The following is a 24,640-nucleotide window of genomic DNA, read 5'->3' on the forward strand; positions in this document are numbered from 1 at the left end:
AAATGCTTACAAGTGTGTTTTATTCTGCAAAAATATCTCGTTATTAAACAGATAATAGCTGTTATTTAAAGTAAAACTGGTTACCCTTGCAGCACCGGTTCAGCCTACGTTTACCTAATTTTGCGTAAAATTACACAAAAATTTCTTTCACCAATAAGTTCCAATGTTAACGCAAAGGATTTAAAAGGTTTTTGATGCGTCTATTTTTCAATCAATATGTTCATATCGTTACTCATTATCCTAAACTTATACTCTTGGCCATTAGTATCATTACTCTGGGACTGGTTTCTGGGTTGCCAAATTTCAAATTAGATGCATCGGCAGACTCACTTACTTTAGAAAACGATAAAGACCTCAATTATTTTCGGGAGATTTCACAGCAATACCAAAGCGGTGATTTTTTAGTGGTAACCTTTCGCCCGAATGAAGATTTATTCTCTGATGCTTCCTTAGCGTTGCTTGGTAAGCTCAAACAAGACCTAGCTGCCATCGATGGTGTTAGCGGTGTTAATACCATCCTTGATGTTCCATTGTTATACAGCCCTTTGCGAAGTCTTCCTGAAATCGTAACGCAACCTTTGACTCTGCTATCACCTGGTGTGGATAGAAAGCTCGCCGCTAAAGAATTCCTTGAAAGTCCTATTTATAAAGAACTTATTCTAGGCCCTGACGGACAAACTACAGCTTTACAACTAAATATAGCTATTGACTCAACCTATATCAAATTAGTGAATGAGAGAGAGAGACTTCGTATAAAACGCGCCAAAGAAGGCTTGACGGAGGCAGAAAAAATACAGCTTGCCGAAGTATCTCAAGAGTTCTTGGAATATCGAACCGAAGCCGAAGCTCGCTCACATGCGCGTGTTGAGCGTGTACGAGAGGTGGTGGCTAGTTATAAAAACCAAGCACAGCTATTTGTCGGTGGTGTCACTATGATCACAGCAGATATGATTACTTTTATACAAAGTGATTTGGTTGTTTTTGGTACAGCGGTTATCATCTTTATGATTGCTATTTTGGCGCTAATTTTTCGTCGCTTACGCTTTGTTGTGATTCCAATGCTCAGCTGTATTGCCGCTGTACTAATGATGCTGGGATACGTTAGCTGGTTAGACTGGCGTCTTACCGTTATTTCATCAAATTTTGTTGCTTTGTTATTAATAATATCTTTAGCGATCACTATTCATTTGATTGTGCGTTATCGGGAATATGCACAGGATAATCCAGATTGGTCTCAGGCACAGTTAGTTTCTGCGACAGTAAAATTTATGGCTCGCCCATGCCTTTATACGGCCTTGACCACTATAGTGGCTTTTGCTTCTCTGGTAATTAGTGATATTCGTCCCGTCATTGATTTTGGCTGGATGATGACTATTGGCTTAGTTGTGGCTTTAATTCTAGCTTTTTTACTAATGCCTGCCTCCTTAATGCTATTGCCAAGAGATTTACCCAAGCAACAAGATTTATCTCGTCAGCAAAAAGTGCAAGCAAAGAGCGACAGAAAGGCTTTGACTCTCTACTTTAGCGCCGTGGTGGAAAAATATGGAACTGTCGTTCTAGGTGTTAGCGGTTTAGTCTTGATACTTAGCGTTATTGGTATAGGGCGTTTACAAGTAGAGAATCGCTTTATCGATTATTTCCACAGTACCACCGAAATTTACCAAGGCTTATCTGTTATCGATAATAACCTAGGTGGGACAACGTCTTTAGATATCATTGTTGCTGCAGATAATACAGTTGAGCTCGTTGAAGATAGCGGGTTTGATGATGAAGATAGCGAATACGATGGCGACGGGTTTGACGAAGACCCTTATGCTGATAGCGAAGAAGACCCTTATGCAGATGATGGTTACGGTGATGATGCTTTCGGTGATGAAACCGCGGATAACAATAACTACTGGCTCACCGTATCGGGTTTGAAAAAAGTTGAGCGTATACATGATTATCTCGATTCTTTGCCTGAAATAGGTAAGGTTCAATCGTTAGCGATTTTATACAAAGTAGGGAAAGATATTAATGGCGGATTAAACGACTTTGAACTAGCCGTCATGCAAAAGTCTCTACCGGACAATGTGCAGAACATATTAGTTTCTCCATTCTTGTCACCTAATGGTAAAGAAACACGTATTTCCATGCGAATAAAGGACTCTTCTCCAGGCTTAAAGCGTAAAGAATTGGTTGAGCGTATTGAAGCACACTTACATGAAAAAGAAGGTTACACTAGCGATAATCTGAGTATTACAGGATTATTAGTGCTTTATAATAATATGCTACAGAGTTTATTTAGCTCGCAAATCGTCACGCTCGGAGCAGTATTTTTAGCGATTACATTAATGTTTGTTATTTTATTCCGCTCGTTGAAAGTTGCTATTGTGGCAATTTTACCAAATATTTTAGCGGCACTTTCTATTTTGGGGACAATGGGCTTACTCGGTTTACCACTTGATATGATGACAATTACTGTTGCTGCTATCACTGTAGGTATTGGTGTAGACGATACTATTCATTATATTCATCGTTTTAAAGAAGAGATTAAAGTAGATGGCAATTATATAGCTGCTATGCATCGTGCTCATGCCTCCATTGGACGGGCTATGTATTATACATCGGTTATTATTATTTTCGGTTTTTCAATTATGGTGCTGTCTGAATTTATTCCCACCATTTATTTTGGTTTGCTCACAGGACTTGCAATGTTTGCTGCCCTCATGGGAGCTCTTTTGTTGTTGCCTAAGTTGATACTAATGGTTAAACCCTTTGCAACAGATTAAAAAACTTAGCTGTTAATTAAAATGAAGCCTTAATATAAGTAACACCCAAGGACGTATCGCTGATATGAACTTCAGAATAACTATAATATTCGTACTAGTAGCTGCTTTATCTGTAAAGCTGCACGCTCAAAACAGCGTAAATGTTGGAATATCAAAGATAGAGTTTACAGACGAGAGTCGCTTAGCTTGGAATGGAAAAGGGCCTCGCCCCATTACTTCTCATATTTTCTATCCTACCAAGGCTGAGAATGTTGAGCCTGTGATGCTAGGTGAACCTGATGAGCCACTGTTTAATGCCGGTAATGCTGTATGGGGTGCAAAACCTGTTAATAAAATAGCTCTACCATTAGTTATTATGTCTCATGGAACAGGAGGCTCGGCCCTACAGATGCTCTGGTTAGCTGAACATCTAGTTAAACATGGCTATTTAGTCATAGGCGTTAACCATCATGGTAATACCGCTATTGAACCGAAAAAATATGCCGAAGCTTACAAGCTTTGGTGGGAACGCACACTGGATTTATCTGTTGTATTAAATGAATTATCTCAGCATCGTCTTTGGTCAGGCTATATTGACAATGACAAAATAGGCGTTGTTGGTTTTTCTCTAGGTGGTTATACCGCAATTTCTGCTATCGGTGGTATTACCGATAAAACACTATTTGCAAAATTTTGCCAAAGTCCTAAACGAGACTTTACCTGCGATGCTCAGTTGGAATTTTCTTCTATCGATAAAGAATTTAAGAAAGTTAAGGATACCGCTCGAGTTAAAGAATCCATGCTTAGGCAAGGCGATTCATTCAAAATTAGTGCTATTAAAGCCGCGTTTGTACTAGCTCCTGCGGTTGCTCAGTCAATTACTGAAAAAAGTTTACAAAATATTATTATCCCAGTGCGAGTTGTGGTGGGTAGTAATGATAAAGTAGCACCTGCTCTCTCGAATGCAAAGAGGGTATCCTCTCTTATCAAAGCGGCAAAATATTCTGAAATAGATAAAGTGGGCCACTACACATTTCTGTCTAATTGTACTTCTCTTGGCAAGAAATATTTGAGTGAGTTATGCTTAGATCATAAGGATATTGTGCGGGAGGATGTACATCAACGTATTGGTAAAGATGCCGTTGAGTTCTTTGATTCAGTGTTTTTTTAGAAAAAAATAAAGCCTATTTCAATCAGTTAAGTACCGTGATATGTTTTGTATTTAATAAGTAATTGAGCATAAAACATATTAATACTCCTACCGAAAGTCCTATGAGGTTGTAGCCTAAGTCCATAGGGTCAGTAATTCGCGTGGTAGTAAGGCTCTGTGCAAGTTCAGAACACAGCGATAAAACGGCGCTTAAAATAAATATTCTACTTGTCTTTAGGTATTCTAATAATGCTACCCAAGCCGATGTTATAAGTAACAAGTTGCCAGTAAAATGAAGAGCTGCTGGCGGGATATTGGAGGGAGTGTTGTTCACTGGCATTAGAGCGAAGGTAAAGAAAATGCCGATGGCAAGTAGGAACTGAAAAATTCTCAATACCTTAAAAATAGGGTTTTGAAAAATAAAGCGTAGTATCTGTAAAAGCAGTAATTGCATTGCTAGCGTTAATCCTACAAAATTTAATTTTATACTGGCAGTGTCAGTATAAAGCAAGCACCACCCAAGTGTGATTTTTCTACTAATATTCCACCGTCGTAGCTACTGATAATTTCTGCGGCTACAGCTAAACCGATGCCTTGGCCGGGTGTCGATGTATCTACACGTGCACCGCGTTCGAGAATCTCATTACGCATGCTCTCGGGTACGCCGTCGCCATCATCTGATATTTTGATGGTAATGCTTTTTTTATTGCGAATAGCATCTACGGTGACCTTACCATGGCCGTATTTAAAAGCATTCTCCAAAATATTTCCCAGTACTTCCATAAAGTCTGCTTCTTGGGCCGCGTAGTCTAGGTCTTCTTTTATGTGAAGTGTGAACTGAATATTTTTATCTTGGTAGACTTTCTCTAATGCATTGCCAATTCGCTTGATAAGATGAGTGAGTTTAATCGTAGATTGGAATGAAGCTTTAGTAGCGGTCGCACGATTTAATTGATGACTAATGATTTTGGTCATGCGCTCAATCTGCTCATTGACGGCCAATTCCCATTCTGCTTTCTTCTCTGCTTGAGGAAAATGTTTTTCTATCACACTACGTATCACTGATAGTGGCGTTTTTAAACTATGGGCTAAATCCGCCAACGTATTCTTATAACGCTTACGCTGTTTTTGTTCACTGCTGAGTAGCAAATTAATATTTTGTGTGACGGGTACAATTTCTTCTGGGTAGTTTTTGTCTAACGACTGGATAAGACCTGACTCAAGTTGTTTAATATCTAATGCCAAGCGTTTAAGAGGGAACAAGCCCCAGCGGATAATGGCTGTTTGCACAATAATTAGAAGTATGGCAAGGCCGCTCAGCCACCCTAATAACGTTTTGCGGTAGCCCAGCAAGTCGCCACGTAATTTCGCTTGAGAATGGATAACCACAAACTGAAACTCACGGTCAATCTCTTCTATTTCCCATACTGAGTTGAAACGCGAGATAAAAAAACTTTCCCCTTCGATTTCCTCTGTACTAAAACTAAATTCACCAATTTCCACATGCTTATATGGAATTTTGGCCGTAAAAGGAGAAATGCTCAGAGAGATAGACTCCCAAATAGGGCCGAATTCATCATCAACTATTTGAGCATATAAGCCGGATGCCGGATCGTTAAACGGTGATTCTCTTAGTGCGTCGGGGATTAACAGAAAACCTTCATCAGGCTCGGCTACAGCCATCATCGAATAAGTGTAAGCGAGTAGAGAATCCTGCTCGCTATTATAGACGCTTTTCCGAAATGCTCGGTCTAGCATGAAGGCGCTGAAGCCCAACAATATAGGTAGAAGAATTACCGAGGCAGAAAATATCCGCCATGCTAGAGATTTGCTGCGTAACAGGTTAACTATTGAGATAATGAGTTGTTTAATTTTCAAGGTGGAAGCGATAACCCTGTCCACGTACAGTTTTGATTGGCTTAATTGTATTATCGGGATCAAGCTTTTTTCGTAAGCGCCCAATGAATACTTCAATCACATTGCTGTCACGCTCAAAATCTTGGTGGTATAGATGCTCTGTCAGCTCTGTTTTTGATACTGCCTCACCCGCATGCAATGCTAAATACTCAAGGGTATTATATTCGTAGCTAGTTAATTCCACACTGTTATCATTCACTGAAACGTGCTTTGCTGAAGTGTCTATGCGTATGGGGGCAAAGTTAAGCACGGGAGAAGCGTTGCCAGTTGAGCGTCTAATTAAAGCGTTGGCTCTGGCGCGTAACTCTTCCGAATGGAAAGGCTTGACTAAGTAGTCGTCGGCACCTGCTTCCAAACCGCTGACTTTATCTTGCCAGTTACCACGTGCTGTTAGCACCAATACAGGGTATTTTTTGCCCGCCTCGCGCAATTCTTTGATGATACTGATGCCGTCTTTGAAAGGTAGGCCTATATCGATAATCGCAATGTCATAATCGTATTCCATCGCGAAGTAACTTCCTTCTTTACCATCTGCAGCTGTATCAATAATAAAGTTTTGCTGCTGAAAAAAATCAGCTAGCTGTTCTCGTATCGCTGCTTCATCTTCAATAATGAGTAATCGCATAAGTTTTATCCGCCGTTAATAGACACTATTTTAATGCGCCCGGAATCCAGTAGCAGCTTGACTCTATATACGGTACGACCATCTCGTTTAGAGGTGTTGACACTAAGTACTTTACCACCATATTGAGACTGTGCTTGTGCTGCAGCTTGGCTTTTTCCAGAGGCTTTTCTATATATAAGCTGGTCATTGAGGCTAGCATATCGAAGATGCTTAATATTGCCCTCGCCAACAGCATTCTCATCACTCTGAGATTGCGCGATGCTTATACATGGAGTACTTATTGTCACCGTTAAGGCGACAGCTTTACCCAACTGTTTAGTGTTTTTGAACAACTTCATTAATAAAACGCCATATGCATAATTTTGAGGTTGATGTTGCCCATTTTACGCTAATCGTTAGATATTTACCGATTTTTTTAAAAATCAACGGTTAGTAATCTACAGGCTGAACGTTGACAGAAACTTTAATGCGCTTACCTGGATGCTCTTCCATAAATGTAGAGTAAGTTTTTCCTCGGTACTTATAAGTAACATCATATCCGGTTAAACGTTCTTGGGTTTCTGTGTGATAAGAAACTTCACAACGTTCTACATCTTCATAACTGACATCATAGCGATCTGCGCCTCTACTGCGTCTTCCAATATCGTGCCCAATAGATGCGCCTAGGGCTGAACCTACGACTGCCCCCACTCTTTTGTTACTTTTTTTATGTCCTACAGCATGTCCTATAGCGCCGCCAATGATACCGCCAACGATAGTGCTTGTGGCCGAATTATGACGAGGTCTGCGATGTTCAGTTTGAACTGTTTCAACCCAGCAACTTTCTTCTGGTACTCGGTGCTTGTAGGTTTTATATATGGGGGTCACATCCTTAACTTTGGCGTAGTCGTAAAACCTGTGGTTGTCGGCCGCAGAAAAAGCTGAAACACTTAGCAAAGAAGCGAGAGTTGTGAGTTTAATCAGACGGTTCATGATCTTCTCCTATATTGTTAAACACAGGATACGTCTCACTATCTGAACCAAGGCTGAACTCTCAGTAGTGATGGGATTGATAGCCCCACTCTTACGTGGCGGCTAGCCAATAAGCGACTCAATTATACTGTACGCCTGAGATAAATCGTCGACAATATAATCTGCTGCACTTAAATCTTGCTGCCTAGAATAATGGTTTTGCACGGCAATGCATCTAAGTTTTGCAGCTTTGGCGGCGGCGATACCTGTTGGTGAATCTTCAATAGCAATACACTCATCCGCCTTGAGCATAAGAGAGCTGAGTGCCAGAAGGTATACGTCAGCTGCAGGTTTGTTGTGGACAACATCATCGCTAGTGGCAACACAAGAGAAAAGTGGGAAAAAATCTCGTTTGCTGATGGATTTTTGTACGGTGGTTCTAGGGGCGCCTGTTGCTACCGCAAGTCTTAGCCCGAGCTTATGGCACTGCTCGATAGTTTGCTGCACATAAGGTAAAAGTATCGTTTCATGCTGGTCAAAATATTTGGCACAGAGAGCTTCTTTGGCTTGGCATAGTGCGTTTGGCTCCAGGTCAATATCGTACTTATTAACAATGAATCGGGCATTCTCAATACTGGGAACACCACTACAATGGGCAATATAATCCTGCTCTGAGAAGTGGATGTGATGGCTCTGCATTAGCTGCTGCCATATGTCGTAATGAAATCGCTCACTATCCACAAGTGTGCCATCGTGATCAAAAATTACACCTTGCAAAGACATCTGAAACTACTTCCTCAAAAACTTTCTTTAAAAACCTTCTTTAAGTACGTAGTATCATAGCGTTCGTTTCCAATGATTAAAAGCTGTGCTCAGGCTGCTGCAAGCGATGATTTTTTGCTCACTTGTATCGAGCTAGCTTAGATTTTGCAGAGGTCTTTACAGCCTGCAAAGAGCATTTTTATCTCGGCCTGTCATATTGTTTTACGCTTTACGGGTTATAATGTCGTTGTCTATAAGGCTTTGAATCAAGCATATGTGTGAATACTTGTCGGTTTTGAGCCTATCTTGTGTCGCTATTCGCATAAAAATAAATGGCGATTGGTATTATGTATAGCCGCTATACTGGCGGGATCATAATGAAGAATTAATAGGATATTTTTTAGGTGTATATAATGAGAGTATTACTCCTTTGTGCGGGTCTCATTTTTCTCTCTGCATGTTCAATGTTTCGTGTCAACAAAGATAATCCGCTGGCTCTCGAAAGCCATGAATTATTGCAAGAGCAACAAGATTTGCTGTCAGAACACAGCTCACGCCTAAATTCTCTATCCGATTCTCAGTTGGCTTTGGCGGATCGCATCGGCCAAATGCAGTCCCAAATCCATATTATCGGTAAGCAATTGGTGCAGGCTACAGCACCCAAGCAAAGAGTTCAGGTTACGGAATCTCCCAAAAAGAACAAAACAGTTCCAAAAGTTGATCCTGCAGCGCTTTCGGTAGGTGGCAAAGCTGTTTTGGGTCGTTTGGAATATGTTCTAATTGAGGGTGCTAGTGAATATATGAAAGCTAGAGTGGATACTGGAGCGAGTTCCTCGTCTCTCAATGCTACCAATATTCAGCGTTTTGAGCGTAATGGTGATCGTTGGGTGAGATTTAGCGTCAGCTTGGGTGAAAGAGATATTTCCATGGAAGCGCCACTTGAACGTTATGTACGTATCCGTCAAGCTTCTAGCGATAAACTGGAGAGACGCCCTGTCGTCAAGCTAAGCTTATTACTTGGTGAGTTGACCGAACAAACTGAATTTACTTTGTCTGATCGTACTGGAATGTTATACCCCGTCCTACTTGGACGTAGTTTTCTTCAGGATATTGCTGTGGTAGATGTGGCCAAGAAATTCACTCGCCCACAAGACCCCAAACTAACTGCCCAAGTTGAATAAATTAGAGTTGAGTAAATTAGAGTTGAGTAATCAGTGAAGCTCGCTAGACAACCTTTCTATTTTTTAGTTTTCCTATTAATTTCTGCCGGTATTATGCTCAGTTATTACCGGCACGAGAATTTTGATGTGCCGTGGTTGCCAGGTGAAAAGCAACAAATTTGGTCCATTGAATCGAAAGTCGAATTTAGAGCACGTAACGAACCCGTTACCGTTTCTCTCGCAATTCCCGATACACAAGAAGGCTTTGTGCGTATGGCAGAGCATACGGCCAGTGCGGGCTATGGTCTTTCATACCTAGAAGATGAGCCTGCGCGCCGAGCACAATGGACTATTCGCGATGCTGCAGGCCCACAAATACTCTATTATCGTGTTGATGTTTTGGTCGATGAGGATCAGAACCAGGCTGGAACATATACCATGCCCGAGGCTAAGTTAACGCCTCTCGGAGATGGCCCACATGAAACAGCCGCTAAAACCTTACTTGAGCAGGCACTAAAACGTTCTGCTGATCCTTTTACTCTAACATCTGAGCTAATTCGCGAATTTAATACTCAGACACAAAGTGCTGAGTTCCTTATCCAGAACAAGTCTAAGATTGCCTGGTTGGTCACCCTTCTGCAGCACGCGGATGTATCGGCGCGAGAAGTTTTGGGCCTAAAACTGGAGGATGGCCGCAGGCGCCAGCGTCTAGTGAGCTACCTGCAGGTATTTAATGAAGATGGCTACAAAATCTTCAACCCAGAAAGTGGAAAAATTAGAAAGCCCGGCACATTGTTGTTATGGGAATCCCACTCTCAACCTCTGATCGATGTGATTGGCGGCTCTAATACCAATGTTTCATTTTCAATGATCGAGCAAGAAGTGCCGCTCAATGAAGCTCAAGCCAGTGGGTTTGTGAGAGACCCTTCCATACTTGATTTCTCCATCCATAGTCTACCTCTTGAGGAGCAAGCCTTATTTAAAGGTATCTTGCTCATCCCTGTGGGTGTAATGGTAGTGGTATTTATGCGGATTTTTGTTGGTCTCAGAACTTCTGGAACCTTCATGCCTGTGCTGATCGCTATGTCTTTCATACAAACTAGCCTGGTAACGGGGTTAGTGGGCTTCCTGTTAATTGTTAGCACGGGCTTGGTGATTCGAAGTTATCTTTCCCATCTAAATCTACTGCTGGTGTCGCGGATTGCCGCCGTTATTATCTCCGTAATCATCTTGATTGCTGGTTTGTCGGTAATTGCTTACCAACTGGGCCTGAGTGAAGGTCTGAAAATTACCTTCTTCCCGATGATTATTCTAAGCTGGACGATCGAAAGAATGTCCATTCTTTGGGAAGAGGAGGGGCCACAAGAAGTGTTGGTGCAATCTGGCGGCTCGCTGTTGGTAGCGTTAGTGACTTATATGTTACTGACCAATGAGCTGGTACGGCATCTAACATTTAATTTCTTAGGGCTGCAGCTTGTATTCATGGGGGTTGTCTTGCTTGTTGGTAATTACACAGGCTATCGACTACTTGAACTTCGTCGTTTCAGTCCCTTTCAAAAGAGCTAAGGCTTTGACACTTTAAATTTCAATACACGTATGTTTCGAACTTATCTAAACCTCGCATCGAAAGGTGTGATGGGAATGAACAGACGCAATATTTCCTATATTGGCCGCTACAACCAGCGCTCACTATTTCCCATTGTGGACGATAAGTTACAAACGAAGACGCTCGCTATTGAACACGGGGTCACTGTCCCACCGTTAATTGGTGTGGTTGAAAGCCAGTCACTGGCGAAAAACATCGGTAGCTTGATAGAAGGTTATACTTCCTTCTGTATTAAACCTGCCAAAGGCTCAGGTGGTAAGGGAATTTTGGTGGTATCCAATGTTGAGGATGGCAAGTATTACCGTACTAACGGTCAAGCATTTGAGGCCGCAGAGCTACAACGACATATCTCTAATATCTTAGCTGGGCTTTTTTCTCTTGGTGGTGCCACCGATGTTGCCATGATAGAAGACTGTATTCGCGTCGATGGCAGCTTGTCTAACTATTCTTATGAGGGCGTGCCTGATATCCGCGTGATTGTTTTTCGCGGTGTGCCTGTGATGGCGATGATGCGACTCTCCTGCTCAGAGTCTAATGGCAAAGCCAACTTACACCAAGGGGCCATTGGTGTTGGATTAGATATTGCCACAGGTAAAGCGGTAAATGCCGTGCAAAATGATGTACCTATCCGTATCCATCCCGATACTAAACAAGACCTTTCAGAACTTGCACTCCCTAAATGGGGCAGGCTATTAGAGCTAGCTTGCGCCTGTGCCGATATGACCGGGTTAGGCTATTTAGGTGTCGACCTAGTTATCGATGAAAAACTAGGGCCGATGTTACTTGAACTAAATGCGCGCCCGGGCCTCTCAATACAGATTGCCAATAATACAGGCTTAATTCCAAGGCTTAATAAAATCGAAGAAACCCCGCGCCTTGAGCGCTGGAGCGTAGAAGAGCGTGTGCAATATGCATGTTCATGCTTTGCCACAGACAGCGATGCCTCATTTGCATAAGCGTGTATAATACCTATCCACAGTTGGGCGCAGTATGCAAAATAGCTATGAGCACCATGAAAGTTTATCTTGATGATCTGAGACCCACTCCTGATGGCTGGGAGAGAGTATATTGGCCTGATGAGGCAATTGAACTGCTCAAGACTGGAAATGTTGATGTGATTAGTCTTGATCATGATCTAGGTGATGATGAGCGAGGCACTGGTAATGATGTAGTACTTTGGATTGAAGAGGCTGTCATTACTCAACAGTTCATACCGCCAGAAATAAGAGTACATAGTGCAAATAGCACTGCACGAGCAAAGATGGAAGCTGGTATTCAAACTATTATCCGGTTTAGTAATAAAAGTAAAACCTACTGATAAGTTCGTCAATAGTATGTTCTTCATGCAGTACCTTTTATGAGTTAGTTAAAGCTTCTAAACCCCAAGTCTTTAAGGCAAAATTATTAAAGACGGTAGTTATGCTTCAAAAGTTTTGCAACTATGAGGGAATAAGTTATGAAAATAGAGGTACTAGACGAGATAGCGGAAAGTGCAGGATTAAGTCAATCTGAAATGATCGAATTTCTTGCCATATCACTTTATAAAGCAAAAAGGATAAATGGCGTCCAAGGTGGAAAGGTTCTTGGTACTTCAGAGATTGAATTTCATGGATTACTCGAGAAATATAATGAATATGTAAATTATGACGTCAATGAGTATTTAGAAGATAGCGATAACTTAAAGGATTTTTAAAATGGTAAATAAACCAGGAAAAATCGTTGTTAGCGACACTACAGCTATTACTTACCTTTCCCAAATAGGGGCTATTGAGTTACTGAAAAACCTTTTCAAAACGATCTATATTCCCGAAGCCGTTTATCAGGAGCTTACTCGGCAAGGCGACCATATAGGTGGCTCTAAAGAGGTCAAAACTCTACCTTGGATTAAAGTTAAAAAGGTTAATAGTTATGATGGGTATGCGAAGAAATTTAAAAAAAAGCTAGATCCTGGTGAGAGCCAAGCAATTGGGCTCGCTCTGCATACGAATGCTGATTTACTCATTATTGATGAACTGGACGGAAGGTGGGAAGCAAAAAACCAGGGCATTAGAGTCGCTGGTATGCTAGGAATCTTTAAAATGGCTAAGGAGCGCGGCATTATCCCCGCAGTAGCTCCATACCTTAATAAGCTTCGGCTTACTTCGTTCAAGTTAAGCCCAATACTCTACAATACGGTGCTACAAGATCTTGGCGAAGTGCCGAAAACCAGTAAAGCGTAACAAAAAGCTCAAAAGCGACGCGAAAGAGCTGCGCGCTTTAGCTTGACGATAATCTCCAAAACGAAGTTTATACATGAGCGATAGTATTAAATAGATGAGTATCAAAGAGTATATGCAGTCCCTTGGGACTCGCGCAAAGAGTGCCTCCCGTCAAATGTTAGCGGTTGAAACGGGCGCTAAAAATAATGCCTTGCTGGCCATTGCCGATGCGATTGAAGGCGCTAGAGAGGCTATCTCTGCTGCCAATCAGCAGGATCTTGAGCAAGGTAAAAGTAATGGTCTAGATGCGGCTTTGTTGGATCGTTTAGAGCTTACTCCCGCGCGCATCGATGGCATGATCGAAGGGCTAAAACAGGTGGCGGCTTTGCCTGACCCTTGCGGTGAAATTACTGATCTTAAATATCGCCCCTCGGGTATTCAAGTGGGAAAAATGCGAGTGCCCTTGGGGGTTATCGGCATTATTTATGAGTCTCGGCCTAATGTCACTATCGATGCGGCTAGTCTTTGTTTGAAATCTGGAAATGCCGCTATTCTGCGTGGCGGTAGTGAGTCGATTCGTTCGAATCAGGCGATAGCCAAATGTATCAAGCAGGGCTTAAGCCATGCCGGTTTGCCAGAAGATGCTGTACAAGTTATTGAAACCACAGACCGGGCTGCAGTGGGCGAACTGATCACGATGTCCGAATATGTGGATGTAATTGTTCCTCGCGGTGGCAAAGGCCTTATTGAGAGAATAGCCAATGATGCGAAAGTCAACGTAATCAAACATTTAGATGGTATATGTCACGTTTATATTGATGCACAAGCAGATCTTGAAAAAGCCTTTGATATCGCTCTCAATAGTAAAACCCACCGTTACGGTGTATGTAATGCGATGGAAACCCTGCTAGTTGCAGATGCGATAGCGAAAGATATTCTTCCCCGTCTTGCCCAAGCTTATCAGGATAAAAGCGTTGAACTGCGTGGCTGTGAAAAAACCTGTAAGTTAGTCTCTGCTTTGCCTGCCTCTGAGGAAGACTGGCAGACAGAGTATCTCGCCCCTGTTTTATCTATTAAGGTTGTTGATGATATCGATGCTGCGATTGAGCATATTAATTGTTACAGCTCTCAACATACGGAGTCGATAGTCACTGAAAACTACACGTTGGCTAGGCGCTTTTTAACAGAAGTGGATTCCAGCTCGGTTATGATTAATGCCTCCACACGTTTTGCCGATGGCTTTCAATACGGCTTAGGCGCAGAGATTGGTATTTCCACTGATAAGATTCATGCCCGTGGCCCGGTTGGTCTCGATGGCTTAACGTCTCAAAAATGGGTGGTCTTGGGTAATGGTCAAATCCTAAGTTAATGTCCATACCGTTGCCTATTGTGGCGTTATACGGGGGAAGTTTTGATCCTGTGCATAACGCCCACCTATTCGTTATTCAAAGTGTTCTTGATATCCTAAAGCCCGAACAAATGCGGGTTTTGCCCTGTCGCTTACCCCCGCACAAGCAGGCTCTACAGGCGACTGAGCAAGACCGACTTCATATGTTACGAGCTGCTCTTGAAGATTTTCCCAATGTTGTAATTGATCAGCGAGAATTAAAAAGAGAAAAGTTATCTTACACTTATGACTCCATGCTGGAAATTCGTAAACAAGAAGGTAATGATTGCTGTCTATGCTTCGTGATCGGTTGGGATTCGTGGATAAGCTTTAGTACATGGTATCGTTGGCAGGATATACTTAAACTATGTAACTTGCTTGTTGTTAGGCGAGCTGGCATCGATATTGACGAGCAAGGTGAGCATAATAAATTGCTGGCATACTGTGCGCAAAATAGCGTTGCGGCCGCTGCTGTGAGGCATCATGCTTGCGGTAAAATAGTGATGCTTGATACAGAAGAACTAGACCTTGCTTCCAGCGCTATTCGCAAAAGAGTGGTTGCTGGGCAAAGTATTGATGATGACGTGCCCAGTAGGGTGGCGGCATATATTAAAAATAAACAGCTCTATATCTCGCGGCCAACAGACTCATAAATAGATTGGCGCAGATATTGAAGTGAAGATTTATAAGTAGTAAATAGATTTAGTGAGAATTACATGTCAGAAAACTTAAATGAGATTATTAAAAACGCAATAGAAGATTCAAAAGGGCAAGATGTCACCGAGCTGGATGTTACAGAACTTAGTGATGTGATGGATTGTTTGGTCATTGTTACCGGTACTTCAAGCCGTCATGTAAAATCCTTGGCTCAAAACATTGTCGAAGACACAAAAAAAGCTGGTATTCAGGCAATTGGTGTAGAAGGTATGGAGGATGGCGAGTGGACCTTGGTGGATTTTGGAGATACTGTGGTTCATGTGATGCAACAAAGCACTCGTGATTTTTACGAGTTAGAAAAGTTATGGACGATGGAGCCTCCATCGAGAAAGAATAATTCATAATCCTTAAGCTTCATCACTAAGGCAGGTGTTAGCGTTTGAAACTTTCGATAATAAGTGTTGGCAATAAAATGCCTGCATGGGTAGCGCAAGGCTATGATGAATATGCTAAGCGTTTACCTAGAGAATTGTGTCCTTCATTGATAGAACTTCCATTAGCACCCAGGTCGAAGACAAGCAACAGAGAAAAAATAAAAGCGCAAGAAGGAACACAAATTATTGCCGCTTTGTCTAAGAAAGCTCATGTCATCATGCTAGATGTTAAAGGGACGAGTTTATCCACCGAAAAATTGGCGACCAAGCTAGAAAATTGGCAAATGTCGGGGATACATGCAAATATAGTTATTGGTGGCCCGGATGGTTTATCAAAAGAGTGTCTAGGGCTTGCAGATGAGTCATGGTCTTTATCTGCATTAACCTTGCCCCACCCTCTCGTGCGGGTGGTTTTGATAGAACAACTTTATCGCGCTTGGACAATTACACAAAATCATCCATACCATAAGTAGCCTATGTATATTTGTGATCATAGGCGGTTAAGCGCCTGTGATATTGCTAACATCGCATAACTAATTTTATATAAATAACTGACGCGTTTATGAATTGGTCTGGTACCGAACATCATCGTTTTAAAGATCACCTCAATGAGGCGATACTGTTTTCCCGACGAATGATTTTGGCTTTGATCGCAGTGTTCCTACTGTTTGGTATTCTGGTCGCTCGCTTTTATTCTTTACAAGTGACCCAGCACGAAAGTTATTCCACTATTTCGGATAGAAATCGTATCCAAGTGAGGCCGGTAGCACCTAATAGAGGGCTTATTTTTGATCGCAAAGGAGAGTTGATTGCGGAAAATCGACCGAGCTTTACTTTGTCTGTCGTTCGCGAACGTGTAAGTAACCTCGATGAAACCATTGAGCAGTTATCGTCGCTGGTCTCCATCAGTGAGCAAGATAAAGAAAATTTTTATAAGTACCTCAAGCAGCGTCGCCGTCCATATGAGCCTGTGCCTTTGCGATATCGATTGACCGAGGAAGAAATTGCTATTCTTGCAGTGAACAAATTTGCTTTGAAAGGTGTGAAGGTAGATGCACAACTGGTTAGGCACTATCCCAAAGGCCCTTTGTTTGCCCATACTGTTGGTTATGTCGGGCGTATTAGTGAAAATGAGTTAGCTAAGTTCGACGAGCCGACTTTTGAGCGTTACGCGGGCACACATAGTATCGGCAAAATTGGTATCGAAAAGTTTTATGAGAGTGAGTTACTCGGTAGTGTTGGCTATGAATATATTGAAACCAACGCTCATGGCCGCAGCCTGCGTGTTATTGACGAAGAGCATTCAAATGCAGGCTCAGATTTGTATTTATTCCTAGATAGTGAAATCCAAGAGGCTGCCACCAAGGCCTTAGGCCAGCGCCGTGGTGCGGTGGTTGTCATTGAAGTAGAAACCGGTGGGGTGCTGGCCATGGTGAGCACTCCAAGTTTTGATCCTAATAGTTTTGTGACCGGTATTAGTGTAAAGGAATATCGTGCACTTAATGATTCAAAAGACTTGCCTTTATTTAACCGGACTATACAAGGGCAATATCCTCCTGGCTCCACCTTGAAACCAATGCTTGGTATGGGCGGCTTAGAATCCCAAATTATTCAGTTCAATACTCGAGTGAAAGATCCTGGCTATTACCAACTTGAAAATGACGAGCGCTTTTATCGTGAGTGGAAAAAAGGTGGTCACGGTGGCTCTGTGGATTTAAAACAGGCTATTGTTGAATCATGCGATATATTTTTCTACGACTTGGCTTTCCGAATGGGGGTTGATCGTATGCATGCTTTCGGACTGTATTTTGGCTTAGGCAGCGACACGGAGTTAGATATTACCAGTGAGCGTCATGGCCTCTGGCCTTCGCGGGCCTGGAAGAAAGCGACCAGGGGCTTAAGTTGGTATCCTGGAAATAGTCTCAACATGAGCATTGGCCAAGGGGATGTGCTGACAACCCCCTTACAACTTGCTGTGATGACAGCTACCTTGGCCTCTAAAGGCAAGCGTATTAAACCTCGCTTAGTGGCTAGCGTAGGGGAGAAACCTACTGAGCTGAAAGAAGAAAGCCATTATGAAGGCTATGACTTGAACTGGGACTTTATTCATAAGTCAATGGCCGATGTGGTGCATGGTATTCGCGGTACCGCCAATAGCTTGGGACGTAGCTTAGACTATAAAATTGCGGGCAAAACTGGCACTGCTCAGGTAGTGGGTATTGCACAGGGTGAAAAGTATGATGGCGGGGCATTAAAAGAAGCCTATCGTGATCACACCTTGTTTGTGGGTTTCGCGCCTGCCGATAAACCTAAAGTTGCTTTAGCGGTCATTGTTGAAAATGGTGAGCGTCATGGTAAAACCACTTTTCCTGTGGTCAAGGCGGTTTTCGATCAATACCTAAGCTCAGAACCGATGGAGTCAAAAGGGTTGGTTAGTCAATGAGTTCTTCCAATCAGGATTTTTTAAGGCGCTTGCCTGATTCAAAAGATCATTTTAGCCGTACCGAAAGCCTTTGGCGGCGCATGCATATTGATCCGATCTTACTATTATTACTACTGCTCATTACAGCTTATGGACTAACGGTTCTCTACAGTGCCAGCGGCGAAAGCCAGCGGTTAGTAACACGCCAGTTAGTTTTTTTTGGCGTGGCTTATTGTACGATGTTTGCTGTGGCACAAGTGGACCCTAGCCTGTTGCGACGCTGGAGTCCTTGGTTCTATGGCTTTGGGCTGATATTACTGGCTGCCGTGTTTTTTATTGGCGTTGGAGCTAAGGGCGCTCAGCGCTGGATCAGTTTGGGCTTCTTTCGCTTTCAGCCATCAGAGGTGTTAAAAATTGCGGTGCCGATTATGGTGGCGTCTTATATCTCGGCCCGAATGTTGCCCCCTAATTTAAAGCATACTTTTTGGTGTATTGTCATTATTGGCTTGCCTGCCTTTTTAATTCTTAAACAACCTGATCTCGGTACTTCTCTGTTAATTATTGCCTCGGGCATGATTGTAGTATTTCTAGCGGGTTTGCGTTGGCGTTATGTTTTTAGCAGTGTCTTTCTGGTGCTGTTAAGTGCATGGCCCATGTGGGAATTTGTCATGAAGGATTATCAAAAAAGACGAGTGCTTACCTTATTAAACCCCGAGGCTGATAGGCTTGGCGCAGGTTGGAATATTATTCAGTCGAAAACTGCCATTGGTTCTGGAGGGCTTGAAGGCAAGGGATGGTTAAAAGGAACACAATCACAATTAGACTTTTTGCCTGAAAGCCATACCGATTTTATTATTGCTGTACTTGCCGAAGAATTTGGTTTGCTAGGGGTTATCTGTTTAATTTCACTCTATGGCTTAACTATTGGTCGCGGCTTATTTATTGCTTGGACAGCACAGAATACTTTTAATAGGCTGTTAGCAGGGAGTATTACCTTGACTTTCTTTGTCTATATCTTCGTTAATATTGGTATGGTGGCAGGCCTGCTGCCGGTGGTCGGAGTTCCTTTACCCTTAGTAAGCCTGGGGGGAACATCAATTGTAACACTGATGACGGGCTTTGGTATTTTAATGGCTATTGCCACCGAAAAGAAAAAAGTGGCATCTGAATACTAGCTTGGCATAAGGTTGGGCCAACATGGGCTGAATGCCCATAGGAGCCTGAAAAAAAACCTGGGTTAGGTTGAGAGTTCTGCTAACTTTGATGTGCTTGCTGTTTTTTCACTTTAAGAGTCGATATATTCTGTGCTCTTCAATAACTAACTATTTAAATTGACAATGCGACTAAAAACTTTTTGTTCATCTTTTAAGGTTTCATTCATTAACAAACTATTACCCTTGGGGATATTGTTAGCTTCTTCAGTGCAGGCCGACTACTCCAAGCATCCTTTGGCTGAAAAGTTCGTTAACAAAATGGTGAATGAACATAAATTTGAACGCGAAGAAGTGCTTGGGCTTTTAAGCAAGGCAAAAAAACAACAATCTATTTTAGATGCGATCTCACGGCCGGCAGAGAAAACTAAAGAGTGGTTTGAATACCGCAAAATATTTATTCAGGAATCTCGCATTAATCAAGGTATCGAGTTTTGGCAGCAGCATAGTGAAGCAATTAAACGAGCATCTGAGACTTATGGTGTTGATCCAGAAGTTATTGTTGCCATTATTGGTGTGGAAACCCGCTATGGGCGCCACGCTGGTAGTTACAAAGTATTAGATGCCCTAGCAACGTTGGGCTTTGACTATCCTAAACGGGGTAAATTTTTCTTGAGTGAGCTTGAGCATTTTATGTTGCTTGCAAAAGAGCAGAAACAAGACCCTCTTGCACTTAAAGGCTCTTATGCTGGGGCTATGGGATATGGGCAGTTTATCCCTAGTAGCTTCCGCAATTTTGCAGTGGATTTTGATGGCGATGAAATTGCTGATATTTGGAATAATCCGACCGATGCCATTGGTAGTGTTGCTAACTATTTCAAAGCGCATAAATGGCAGTCGAAACAACCAGTGTTTACGCGTGCTCGGATTAAAAATGCTTACGATAATGATGTTTTGAATTCAAAGAAGCGCCCTAAGCATACTTTAGAAGAATTAAACCAGAAGGGCTTTGTGCCGGTTGATGACGGCTACGAAGCCAGCAAAAAAGCAGTGCCTTTGATGTTCATAGGCGATCATGGTAAAGAGTTTTGGATCGGTTTTGACAACTTCTATGTTATTACGCGATACAATAGAAGCCACATGTATGCATTAGCTGTTTGGCAATTGAGTCAAGAAATAAAACAGCGTTTGCCTGACAATAACAAAAATGGTACGGACAAACCCTTGGCTATGAGCCGTTAATTTCTCGACACTCAAAATAAGCTCAGGCGATGCCTGTTCTGAATGAATACCAATATAAGTACACCAAAAGCTTGAGTTGATATGAACCCCAGTCAGAAGAAAACGAATGTAAAACCCCCTTTTTTCTTAGATATAAGACTATTACTTTGTATCTTCTTTTTGTCTGGTTGTGAGGTTATGACTGTGAAAGACCCTGGTGTACAAACTCCACCTCCTAAAGATGAGGAGAAAGACAGCGGCCCTAAGCGCCCCGTGGATGTTTCTCATATACCAGAACCTGTTCCACGTGAAGAATTAAGGACGATTGCAGGTAATGTCAGTCCTTATAAAGTATTGGGTCGTACTTATCGGGTTATCAAAGACCCCTCAAACTATAAGGCGCGCGGTGTTGCTTCTTGGTATGGAAAAAAGTTTCATGGGCGCAAAACTTCTAATGGAGAGTTATACAATATGTATGGTATGACGGCGGCCCATAAGACCTTACCTATTCCAAGTTATGTCAAAGTCACTAACCTTAAAAATAAAAAGAGTGTCGTGGTTAGAGTTAATGATAGAGGACCTTTCCACGGTGATCGTATTATTGACTTAACCTATACGGCCGCCAAGAAACTTGGCTATCAAAAAGGCGGCACCGCTGAAGTTCTCGTTGAGTATATCGATCCTAAGCAGTATCAAGCAGGTAAAAAAGCAGCTAGTGCTCCAGCTGCTTCGGGTGAACCTAAGGCTCCAGCGCCTGTCCATTCGGCGGGCTACGCATTGCCTGCTAATACCTTTTTGCAGCTAGGTGCGTTTAGTAAAGCCGCGTCGGCAAAAGCTTTGCAGGCTAAGGTTGTTAAGATGACATCACGCGATGTCTTGGTGGTGGCTCCTGAAAAAGAGCAGAGCTTATTTAAAGTACGAGTTGGCCCTTTTGTCGATAATCTAGAACTTTCTCTTTTTCGTGAGAAGTTAATTAAAGCTAATTTTCCTACGCCTCATATTATCTATCCCTAGAGGTACTCTAAAGTCTGCTTATGAGCAGTGGTCGACACTCGTGTTTCGTTGTGAATCTGTTACACTTTGCTAAAAGCGACAGTTAGGGCATATTAACAGGCCTAGCAAGCCTTCGGCTCTATCTCTACTTGATTTTTTGTAAGCTTTAAATTCTTAAGGCTTTATGGATAATGTGTTTAATATAATATTTATCGCCTCAATAACGTTTCTATAGTTATTTAGCTATACATGAAGGTGAATTAAAATTGAAAGGGTCTCGTCTGTACATGTCATTTTTTAAGCTGCGTTCTATATTTTCCTTAATGGTTGTCAGCCTGGCTGCCAATGCTGTGGTAGCGACGGCTGCTCCGGTTATTATTCCAGCGCCACCTAAGTTATCTGCTTCAGCTTATTTATTGATCGATGCGGATACCGGCAAAGTTATTGTTGAGTCCAACTCAACAACACCACTGCCGCCAGCAAGTTTAACCAAGATGATGACCAGCTATATTGTTTCTGACGAAATCCATGAAGGACGTTTGAAGGAAACAGATTTAGTCACAATAAGTGAAGATGCATGGCGCCGAGGTGGTACTAAGAGCGGCAGCTCTACAATGTTCTTAAATCCTCGTTCACAGGTTAAGGTGATTGATCTATTGCGAGGTGTGATCATCCAATCAGGTAACGATGCTTCTATTGCTCTGGCTCAGCATATTTCTGGTAGTGAAGAATCTTTTGCTGACGTTATGAATCAACAGGCGCAATTGCTTGGCATGAAAAGTACGCAATTTAAAAATGCTACGGGTTGGCCTGCTGATGGTCATGTGTCAACGGCATATGACTTGGCAATACTCGCCAAGGCATTAATCAATGATCACCCTGATCATTACTCTATCTATTCTGAGAAATACTTTAAATACAACGGCATTAATCAGCCTAATCGCAACAAACTATTGTTCACGGATAAATTCGTCGATGGCTTGAAAACCGGTCATACAAACGAAGCGGGTTTTGGTTTGGTAGCCTCTTCTTTGAAAGATAATATGCGTTTGATATCTGTGGTGCTTGGAACCCGTTCAGAGAAGCAGCGTGCCAGTGAGTCTCAGCGTCTATTAGCTTATGGTTTTCGCTATTACAAAACGCATGCACTTTATAAGGCAACAGATGTTTTAAATACTAGTCGCGTTTGGGGTGGTTTAGCCGACGAAGTTAAACTTGGAGTGAAAAAGGATTTGGTGGCAACTATTCCCCGCGGTAGCCATAAAAATTTAGAGGCACAAACGCAAGTGGATAATACGATTAAAGCGCCTATCACCAAAGGTCAGGTACTTGGCAAGCTTCTCGTGACCCTTGAAGGCGAGACTATTATCGAACAAGAATTAGTTGCTGTTGAAGCGGTAGAAGAAGCCGGGTTTATCTCACGTATGTGGGATAATGTATTATTAATGATAGGTGGCGAATAAAGCTATCCTCAGCTGCAAGAACGCTATGGCCAAATGTATAGTCAAAGGTTTGTAATTGAATGACGACACAAGAACCACCAAAAATAGAGTTTCCCTGTGCTAACTATCCGATAAAGGTATTGGGTGTGGCCAGTGACGAGTATCAGGCAGCAGTGTTAGACATTATTGAAAAGCACGCACCGGATCTGGATCGTAGTAAGATTAGGGTTCAGGATAGTCGCAATGGTCGCTTTCATTCTATTACTGTCTTTATTGTGGCGACAGGTGTTGATCAACTACAGGCTATATTTGAAGATCTGAAAAAAAACCCATCCACTCGGATGGTCATTTAATGGTGGTTTTATTTTTGGCGACACTAAACTATCTCTGCTGACAACAAATGTAAGGCTATGTCCATTCTTAACGTTAAAAACCTGGGGTTGATGGACTATCAGGAAAGTTGGCAAGCAATGCGAACTTTCACTGATAAACGTGATGCTGAAACTGTGGACGAATTATGGCTGGTGGAACACCCGCCGGTATTCACCCAAGGGCAGGCAGGTAAACCAGAACATATTCTCAATACCTCTAATATCCCTATTGTCGAAACTGATCGTGGCGGCCAGGTGACGTATCATGGTCCAGGCCAGTTAGTCGCTTACCCTTTACTGGACTTAAAACGCTTAAAGCTGGGGGTTCGTGATTTGGTGACATTGTTGGAGCAGAGCGTCATCGAGTTATTACAATCCTATGGTATCGAAAGCTCAGCTAAAGCTGATGCTCCAGGTGTTTATGTGGATGACAAGAAAATCGCATCTCTTGGTTTGAGAGTGCGTCGCGGTTGTAGTTATCACGGTGTGGCAATTAATGTTGACATGGACCTTGGCCCATTCTTACAAATAAACCCCTGCGGGTATCAAGGCTTAGAAATGATCCAAATAAAAGATTTGGTTACCGATCCAGATGCTCTTTCAATGAATCAACTTATGGATGTTTACGCCAAAATTATTGCTGAGCGCACGAGCCTTACTTTTAATAAAGCTCATTAACCAATATTTACCAGTGTTTAATTTGTAATTTATTGTTGCTTTTTACTAATCTCTTGTCTGTTTATCAAAATATTTTTCCAAAATTTTTCACGTAACGAAAACTCAGATGTCCGTTACAAATCTTTCTTTTCCGTGGAGGATTGCGACTAAATTGTATAGAATATTTTATCTTCGGTTTATTTCAAAAATTATTGAATGAAAGATATCCAAAGCAATGTTCGGTGTTAAAATTCCATTGGTTATATTCTAATTTTGTAACCTAGTGGAGATTACGAATATCTGCAAGTTGAGCTTTCCTTGATTCTGATTCTTCTTTTGTTCTTATTTTTTCGTTTGTGTGCGTCTGGTCTTTGTCCAACTTTGTGAGTGCGAAATAAGTTTTTCAAGGTGGAGACGGTATATCGTAAATGGGATCTTTACTAAATAAATACTTGATACTTAATTGACCTTATTTACTATTAAAGCTTCAGTCTTTTTTTGTAGTTGACGAAATTTTAAATTATATTTTTAATTTAGGTGTTTTTTATACTTCTTTTATAAGTCCGATGCTATCCATATTTTTCTCGCAGTTCTGTCCTTAAAAGAAATTTTAATCTAATTTTTTCTTGTTTAAATAATTAGGCTACTTTTCTCATTTTATCCGAGAGGGCTAAAAGCGTTTTGGGTAGTTGTCGTAGCGAAAGGGTGGTGGATTTTTGTGTGATTTGTTTGCTGGTTCGGCAAATTAAATTATATGATTAAAAGGTTTTGCAGTGAGGCTGTTAG

The 24,640-nt window shown here is 42.0% G+C and carries 25 protein-coding genes; 19 read left to right on the forward strand and 6 right to left on the reverse strand.

The window, feature by feature from the left end; translation table 11 throughout:
* Positions 1 to 194: 194 nt before the first annotated feature.
* Together BVC89_RS02720 and BVC89_RS02725 are read left to right on the forward strand one after the other, a co-directional pair.
* The gene (locus BVC89_RS02720) at positions 195 to 2,771 is read left to right on the forward strand and encodes an efflux RND transporter permease subunit (protein WP_425428358.1); all 2,577 of its coding nucleotides are present in this window, start codon (positions 195 to 197) and stop codon (positions 2,769 to 2,771) included.
* Between the two features lie 64 nt (positions 2,772 to 2,835).
* On the forward strand, positions 2,836 to 3,921 hold the full coding sequence (locus tag BVC89_RS02725) for an alpha/beta hydrolase family protein (protein ID WP_086929735.1): 1,086 nt from the start codon (positions 2,836 to 2,838) through the stop codon (positions 3,919 to 3,921).
* 22 nt (positions 3,922 to 3,943) lie between these two features.
* Here BVC89_RS02725 and BVC89_RS02730 read toward each other — a convergent pair whose 3' ends face one another.
* The 6 genes from BVC89_RS02730 to BVC89_RS02755 form a co-directional block, all read right to left on the reverse strand.
* The gene (locus BVC89_RS02730) at positions 3,944 to 4,354 is read right to left on the reverse strand and encodes a VanZ family protein (protein WP_086929736.1); all 411 of its coding nucleotides are present in this window, start codon (positions 4,352 to 4,354) and stop codon (positions 3,944 to 3,946) included.
* 29 nt (positions 4,355 to 4,383) lie between these two features.
* Positions 4,384 to 5,778: an ATP-binding protein gene (locus tag BVC89_RS02735; RefSeq protein WP_103654229.1), complete on the reverse strand. Its 1,395-nt coding sequence runs from the start codon at positions 5,776 to 5,778 to the stop codon at positions 4,384 to 4,386.
* On the reverse strand, positions 5,768 to 6,442 hold the full coding sequence (locus tag BVC89_RS02740; protein WP_086929738.1) for a response regulator transcription factor: 675 nt from the start codon (positions 6,440 to 6,442) through the stop codon (positions 5,768 to 5,770). The genes BVC89_RS02735 and BVC89_RS02740 overlap by 11 nt, the downstream gene beginning before the upstream one ends.
* A 5-nt stretch (positions 6,443 to 6,447) precedes the next feature.
* The gene (locus BVC89_RS02745) at positions 6,448 to 6,780 is read right to left on the reverse strand and encodes a PepSY domain-containing protein (protein WP_086929739.1); all 333 of its coding nucleotides are present in this window, start codon (positions 6,778 to 6,780) and stop codon (positions 6,448 to 6,450) included.
* A gap of 91 nt (positions 6,781 to 6,871) precedes the next feature.
* Positions 6,872 to 7,414, reverse strand: coding sequence for a glycine zipper 2TM domain-containing protein (locus BVC89_RS02750; RefSeq protein ID WP_216825077.1), 543 nt, complete (start codon positions 7,412 to 7,414; stop codon positions 6,872 to 6,874).
* Positions 7,415 to 7,516: 102 nt separating this feature from the next.
* Complete coding sequence (locus BVC89_RS02755; RefSeq protein ID WP_086929740.1) at positions 7,517 to 8,176, reverse strand: HAD family hydrolase; 660 nt, start codon at positions 8,174 to 8,176, stop codon at positions 7,517 to 7,519.
* A gap of 392 nt (positions 8,177 to 8,568) precedes the next feature.
* Here BVC89_RS02755 and BVC89_RS02760 point away from each other — a divergent pair, with 392 nt between their 5' ends.
* The 17 genes from BVC89_RS02760 to lipB all read left to right on the forward strand — a co-directional run bounded on the left by BVC89_RS02760 (position 8,569) and on the right by lipB (position 23,875).
* Entirely contained in the window at positions 8,569 to 9,336 is a 768-nt protein-coding gene (locus BVC89_RS02760; RefSeq protein ID WP_216825078.1) for an ATP-dependent zinc protease family protein, read from the forward strand.
* A 33-nt stretch (positions 9,337 to 9,369) separates the two neighbouring features.
* Positions 9,370 to 10,881, forward strand: a complete 1,512-nt coding sequence (locus tag BVC89_RS02765) for an inactive transglutaminase family protein (RefSeq protein ID WP_245929311.1) — start codon at positions 9,370 to 9,372, stop codon at positions 10,879 to 10,881.
* Between the two features lie 30 nt (positions 10,882 to 10,911).
* Positions 10,912 to 11,877, forward strand: coding sequence for an alpha-L-glutamate ligase-like protein (locus tag BVC89_RS02770; protein WP_086929741.1), 966 nt, complete (start codon positions 10,912 to 10,914; stop codon positions 11,875 to 11,877).
* A gap of 47 nt (positions 11,878 to 11,924) precedes the next feature.
* Complete coding sequence (locus tag BVC89_RS02775) at positions 11,925 to 12,239, forward strand: cyclic-phosphate processing receiver domain-containing protein (RefSeq protein WP_216825079.1); 315 nt, start codon at positions 11,925 to 11,927, stop codon at positions 12,237 to 12,239.
* A gap of 138 nt (positions 12,240 to 12,377) precedes the next feature.
* Positions 12,378 to 12,614: a UPF0175 family protein gene (locus BVC89_RS02780; protein WP_086929742.1), complete on the forward strand. Its 237-nt coding sequence runs from the start codon at positions 12,378 to 12,380 to the stop codon at positions 12,612 to 12,614.
* Position 12,615: 1 nt separating this feature from the next.
* Complete coding sequence (locus BVC89_RS02785; RefSeq protein WP_086929743.1) at positions 12,616 to 13,140, forward strand: PIN domain-containing protein; 525 nt, start codon at positions 12,616 to 12,618, stop codon at positions 13,138 to 13,140.
* 94 nt (positions 13,141 to 13,234) lie between these two features.
* On the forward strand, positions 13,235 to 14,488 hold the full coding sequence (locus BVC89_RS02790) for a glutamate-5-semialdehyde dehydrogenase (protein ID WP_086929744.1): 1,254 nt from the start codon (positions 13,235 to 13,237) through the stop codon (positions 14,486 to 14,488).
* On the forward strand, positions 14,488 to 15,159 hold the full coding sequence (gene nadD, locus BVC89_RS02795; protein ID WP_086929745.1) for a nicotinate-nucleotide adenylyltransferase: 672 nt from the start codon (positions 14,488 to 14,490) through the stop codon (positions 15,157 to 15,159). Before BVC89_RS02790 ends, nadD begins: the two co-directional genes overlap by 1 nt.
* Positions 15,160 to 15,222: 63 nt before the next feature.
* Positions 15,223 to 15,567, forward strand: coding sequence for a ribosome silencing factor (rsfS, locus tag BVC89_RS02800; protein ID WP_086929746.1), 345 nt, complete (start codon positions 15,223 to 15,225; stop codon positions 15,565 to 15,567).
* Positions 15,568 to 15,602: 35 nt separating this feature from the next.
* Complete coding sequence (gene rlmH / locus BVC89_RS02805) at positions 15,603 to 16,070, forward strand: 23S rRNA (pseudouridine(1915)-N(3))-methyltransferase RlmH (RefSeq protein ID WP_086929747.1); 468 nt, start codon at positions 15,603 to 15,605, stop codon at positions 16,068 to 16,070.
* An 89-nt stretch (positions 16,071 to 16,159) separates the two neighbouring features.
* Complete coding sequence (mrdA, locus tag BVC89_RS02810; RefSeq protein ID WP_086929748.1) at positions 16,160 to 18,040, forward strand: penicillin-binding protein 2; 1,881 nt, start codon at positions 16,160 to 16,162, stop codon at positions 18,038 to 18,040.
* On the forward strand, positions 18,037 to 19,194 hold the full coding sequence (gene rodA, locus BVC89_RS02815; RefSeq protein ID WP_086929749.1) for a rod shape-determining protein RodA: 1,158 nt from the start codon (positions 18,037 to 18,039) through the stop codon (positions 19,192 to 19,194). The genes mrdA and rodA overlap by 4 nt, the downstream gene beginning before the upstream one ends.
* Positions 19,195 to 19,356: 162 nt before the next feature.
* Positions 19,357 to 20,412 carry a lytic murein transglycosylase B gene (mltB, locus tag BVC89_RS02820; protein ID WP_086929750.1) on the forward strand — a complete coding sequence of 352 codons (1,056 nt, stop codon included), beginning with the start codon at positions 19,357 to 19,359 and terminating at the stop codon, positions 20,410 to 20,412.
* A gap of 177 nt (positions 20,413 to 20,589) precedes the next feature.
* On the forward strand, positions 20,590 to 21,405 hold the full coding sequence (locus BVC89_RS02825) for a septal ring lytic transglycosylase RlpA family protein (protein ID WP_086929751.1): 816 nt from the start codon (positions 20,590 to 20,592) through the stop codon (positions 21,403 to 21,405).
* Between the two features lie 266 nt (positions 21,406 to 21,671).
* A complete protein-coding gene (locus BVC89_RS02830) occupies positions 21,672 to 22,847 on the forward strand; it encodes a D-alanyl-D-alanine carboxypeptidase family protein (RefSeq protein ID WP_086929752.1) in 1,176 nt (391 codons plus the stop codon).
* Positions 22,848 to 22,906: 59 nt separating this feature from the next.
* Complete coding sequence (locus tag BVC89_RS02835; protein ID WP_086929753.1) at positions 22,907 to 23,179, forward strand: HP0495 family protein; 273 nt, start codon at positions 22,907 to 22,909, stop codon at positions 23,177 to 23,179.
* Between the two features lie 57 nt (positions 23,180 to 23,236).
* A complete protein-coding gene (gene lipB / locus BVC89_RS02840; RefSeq protein ID WP_086929754.1) occupies positions 23,237 to 23,875 on the forward strand; it encodes a lipoyl(octanoyl) transferase LipB in 639 nt (212 codons plus the stop codon).
* Positions 23,876 to 24,640: the final 765 nt, after the last annotated feature.

Origin of the sequence: Agarilytica rhodophyticola, from assembly GCF_002157225.2 — a bacterium.
GTDB classification, from domain to species: domain Bacteria; phylum Pseudomonadota; class Gammaproteobacteria; order Pseudomonadales; family Cellvibrionaceae; genus Agarilytica; species Agarilytica rhodophyticola.

Coding starts and splice junctions, on each gene's coding strand:
- rsfS (WP_086929746.1), top strand. CDS start 15,223: ATGTCAGAAAACTTAAATGAGATTATTAAAAACGCAATAGAAGATTCA.
- BVC89_RS02780 (WP_086929742.1), top strand. CDS start 12,378: ATGAAAATAGAGGTACTAGACGAGATAGCGGAAAGTGCAGGATTAAGT.
- mrdA (WP_086929748.1), top strand. CDS start 16,160: ATGAATTGGTCTGGTACCGAACATCATCGTTTTAAAGATCACCTCAAT.
- lipB (WP_086929754.1), top strand. CDS start 23,237: ATGTCCATTCTTAACGTTAAAAACCTGGGGTTGATGGACTATCAGGAA.
- BVC89_RS02725 (WP_086929735.1), top strand. CDS start 2,836: ATGAACTTCAGAATAACTATAATATTCGTACTAGTAGCTGCTTTATCT.
- BVC89_RS02825 (WP_086929751.1), top strand. CDS start 20,590: ATGACTGTGAAAGACCCTGGTGTACAAACTCCACCTCCTAAAGATGAG.
- BVC89_RS02770 (WP_086929741.1), top strand. CDS start 10,912: ATGTTTCGAACTTATCTAAACCTCGCATCGAAAGGTGTGATGGGAATG.
- BVC89_RS02785 (WP_086929743.1), top strand. CDS start 12,616: ATGGTAAATAAACCAGGAAAAATCGTTGTTAGCGACACTACAGCTATT.
- BVC89_RS02835 (WP_086929753.1), top strand. CDS start 22,907: ATGACGACACAAGAACCACCAAAAATAGAGTTTCCCTGTGCTAACTAT.
- nadD (WP_086929745.1), top strand. CDS start 14,488: ATGTCCATACCGTTGCCTATTGTGGCGTTATACGGGGGAAGTTTTGAT.
- BVC89_RS02760 (WP_216825078.1), top strand. CDS start 8,569: ATGAGAGTATTACTCCTTTGTGCGGGTCTCATTTTTCTCTCTGCATGT.
- BVC89_RS02755 (WP_086929740.1), bottom strand. CDS start 8,176: ATGTCTTTGCAAGGTGTAATTTTTGATCACGATGGCACACTTGTGGAT.
- BVC89_RS02740 (WP_086929738.1), bottom strand. CDS start 6,442: ATGCGATTACTCATTATTGAAGATGAAGCAGCGATACGAGAACAGCTA.
- rodA (WP_086929749.1), top strand. CDS start 18,037: ATGAGTTCTTCCAATCAGGATTTTTTAAGGCGCTTGCCTGATTCAAAA.
- BVC89_RS02745 (WP_086929739.1), bottom strand. CDS start 6,780: ATGAAGTTGTTCAAAAACACTAAACAGTTGGGTAAAGCTGTCGCCTTA.
- BVC89_RS02830 (WP_086929752.1), top strand. CDS start 21,672: ATGTCATTTTTTAAGCTGCGTTCTATATTTTCCTTAATGGTTGTCAGC.
- mltB (WP_086929750.1), top strand. CDS start 19,357: ATGCGACTAAAAACTTTTTGTTCATCTTTTAAGGTTTCATTCATTAAC.
- BVC89_RS02790 (WP_086929744.1), top strand. CDS start 13,235: ATGAGTATCAAAGAGTATATGCAGTCCCTTGGGACTCGCGCAAAGAGT.
- BVC89_RS02720 (WP_425428358.1), top strand. CDS start 195: ATGCGTCTATTTTTCAATCAATATGTTCATATCGTTACTCATTATCCT.
- BVC89_RS02730 (WP_086929736.1), bottom strand. CDS start 4,354: ATGCAATTACTGCTTTTACAGATACTACGCTTTATTTTTCAAAACCCT.
- BVC89_RS02750 (WP_216825077.1), bottom strand. CDS start 7,414: ATGAACCGTCTGATTAAACTCACAACTCTCGCTTCTTTGCTAAGTGTT.
- BVC89_RS02775 (WP_216825079.1), top strand. CDS start 11,925: ATGAGCACCATGAAAGTTTATCTTGATGATCTGAGACCCACTCCTGAT.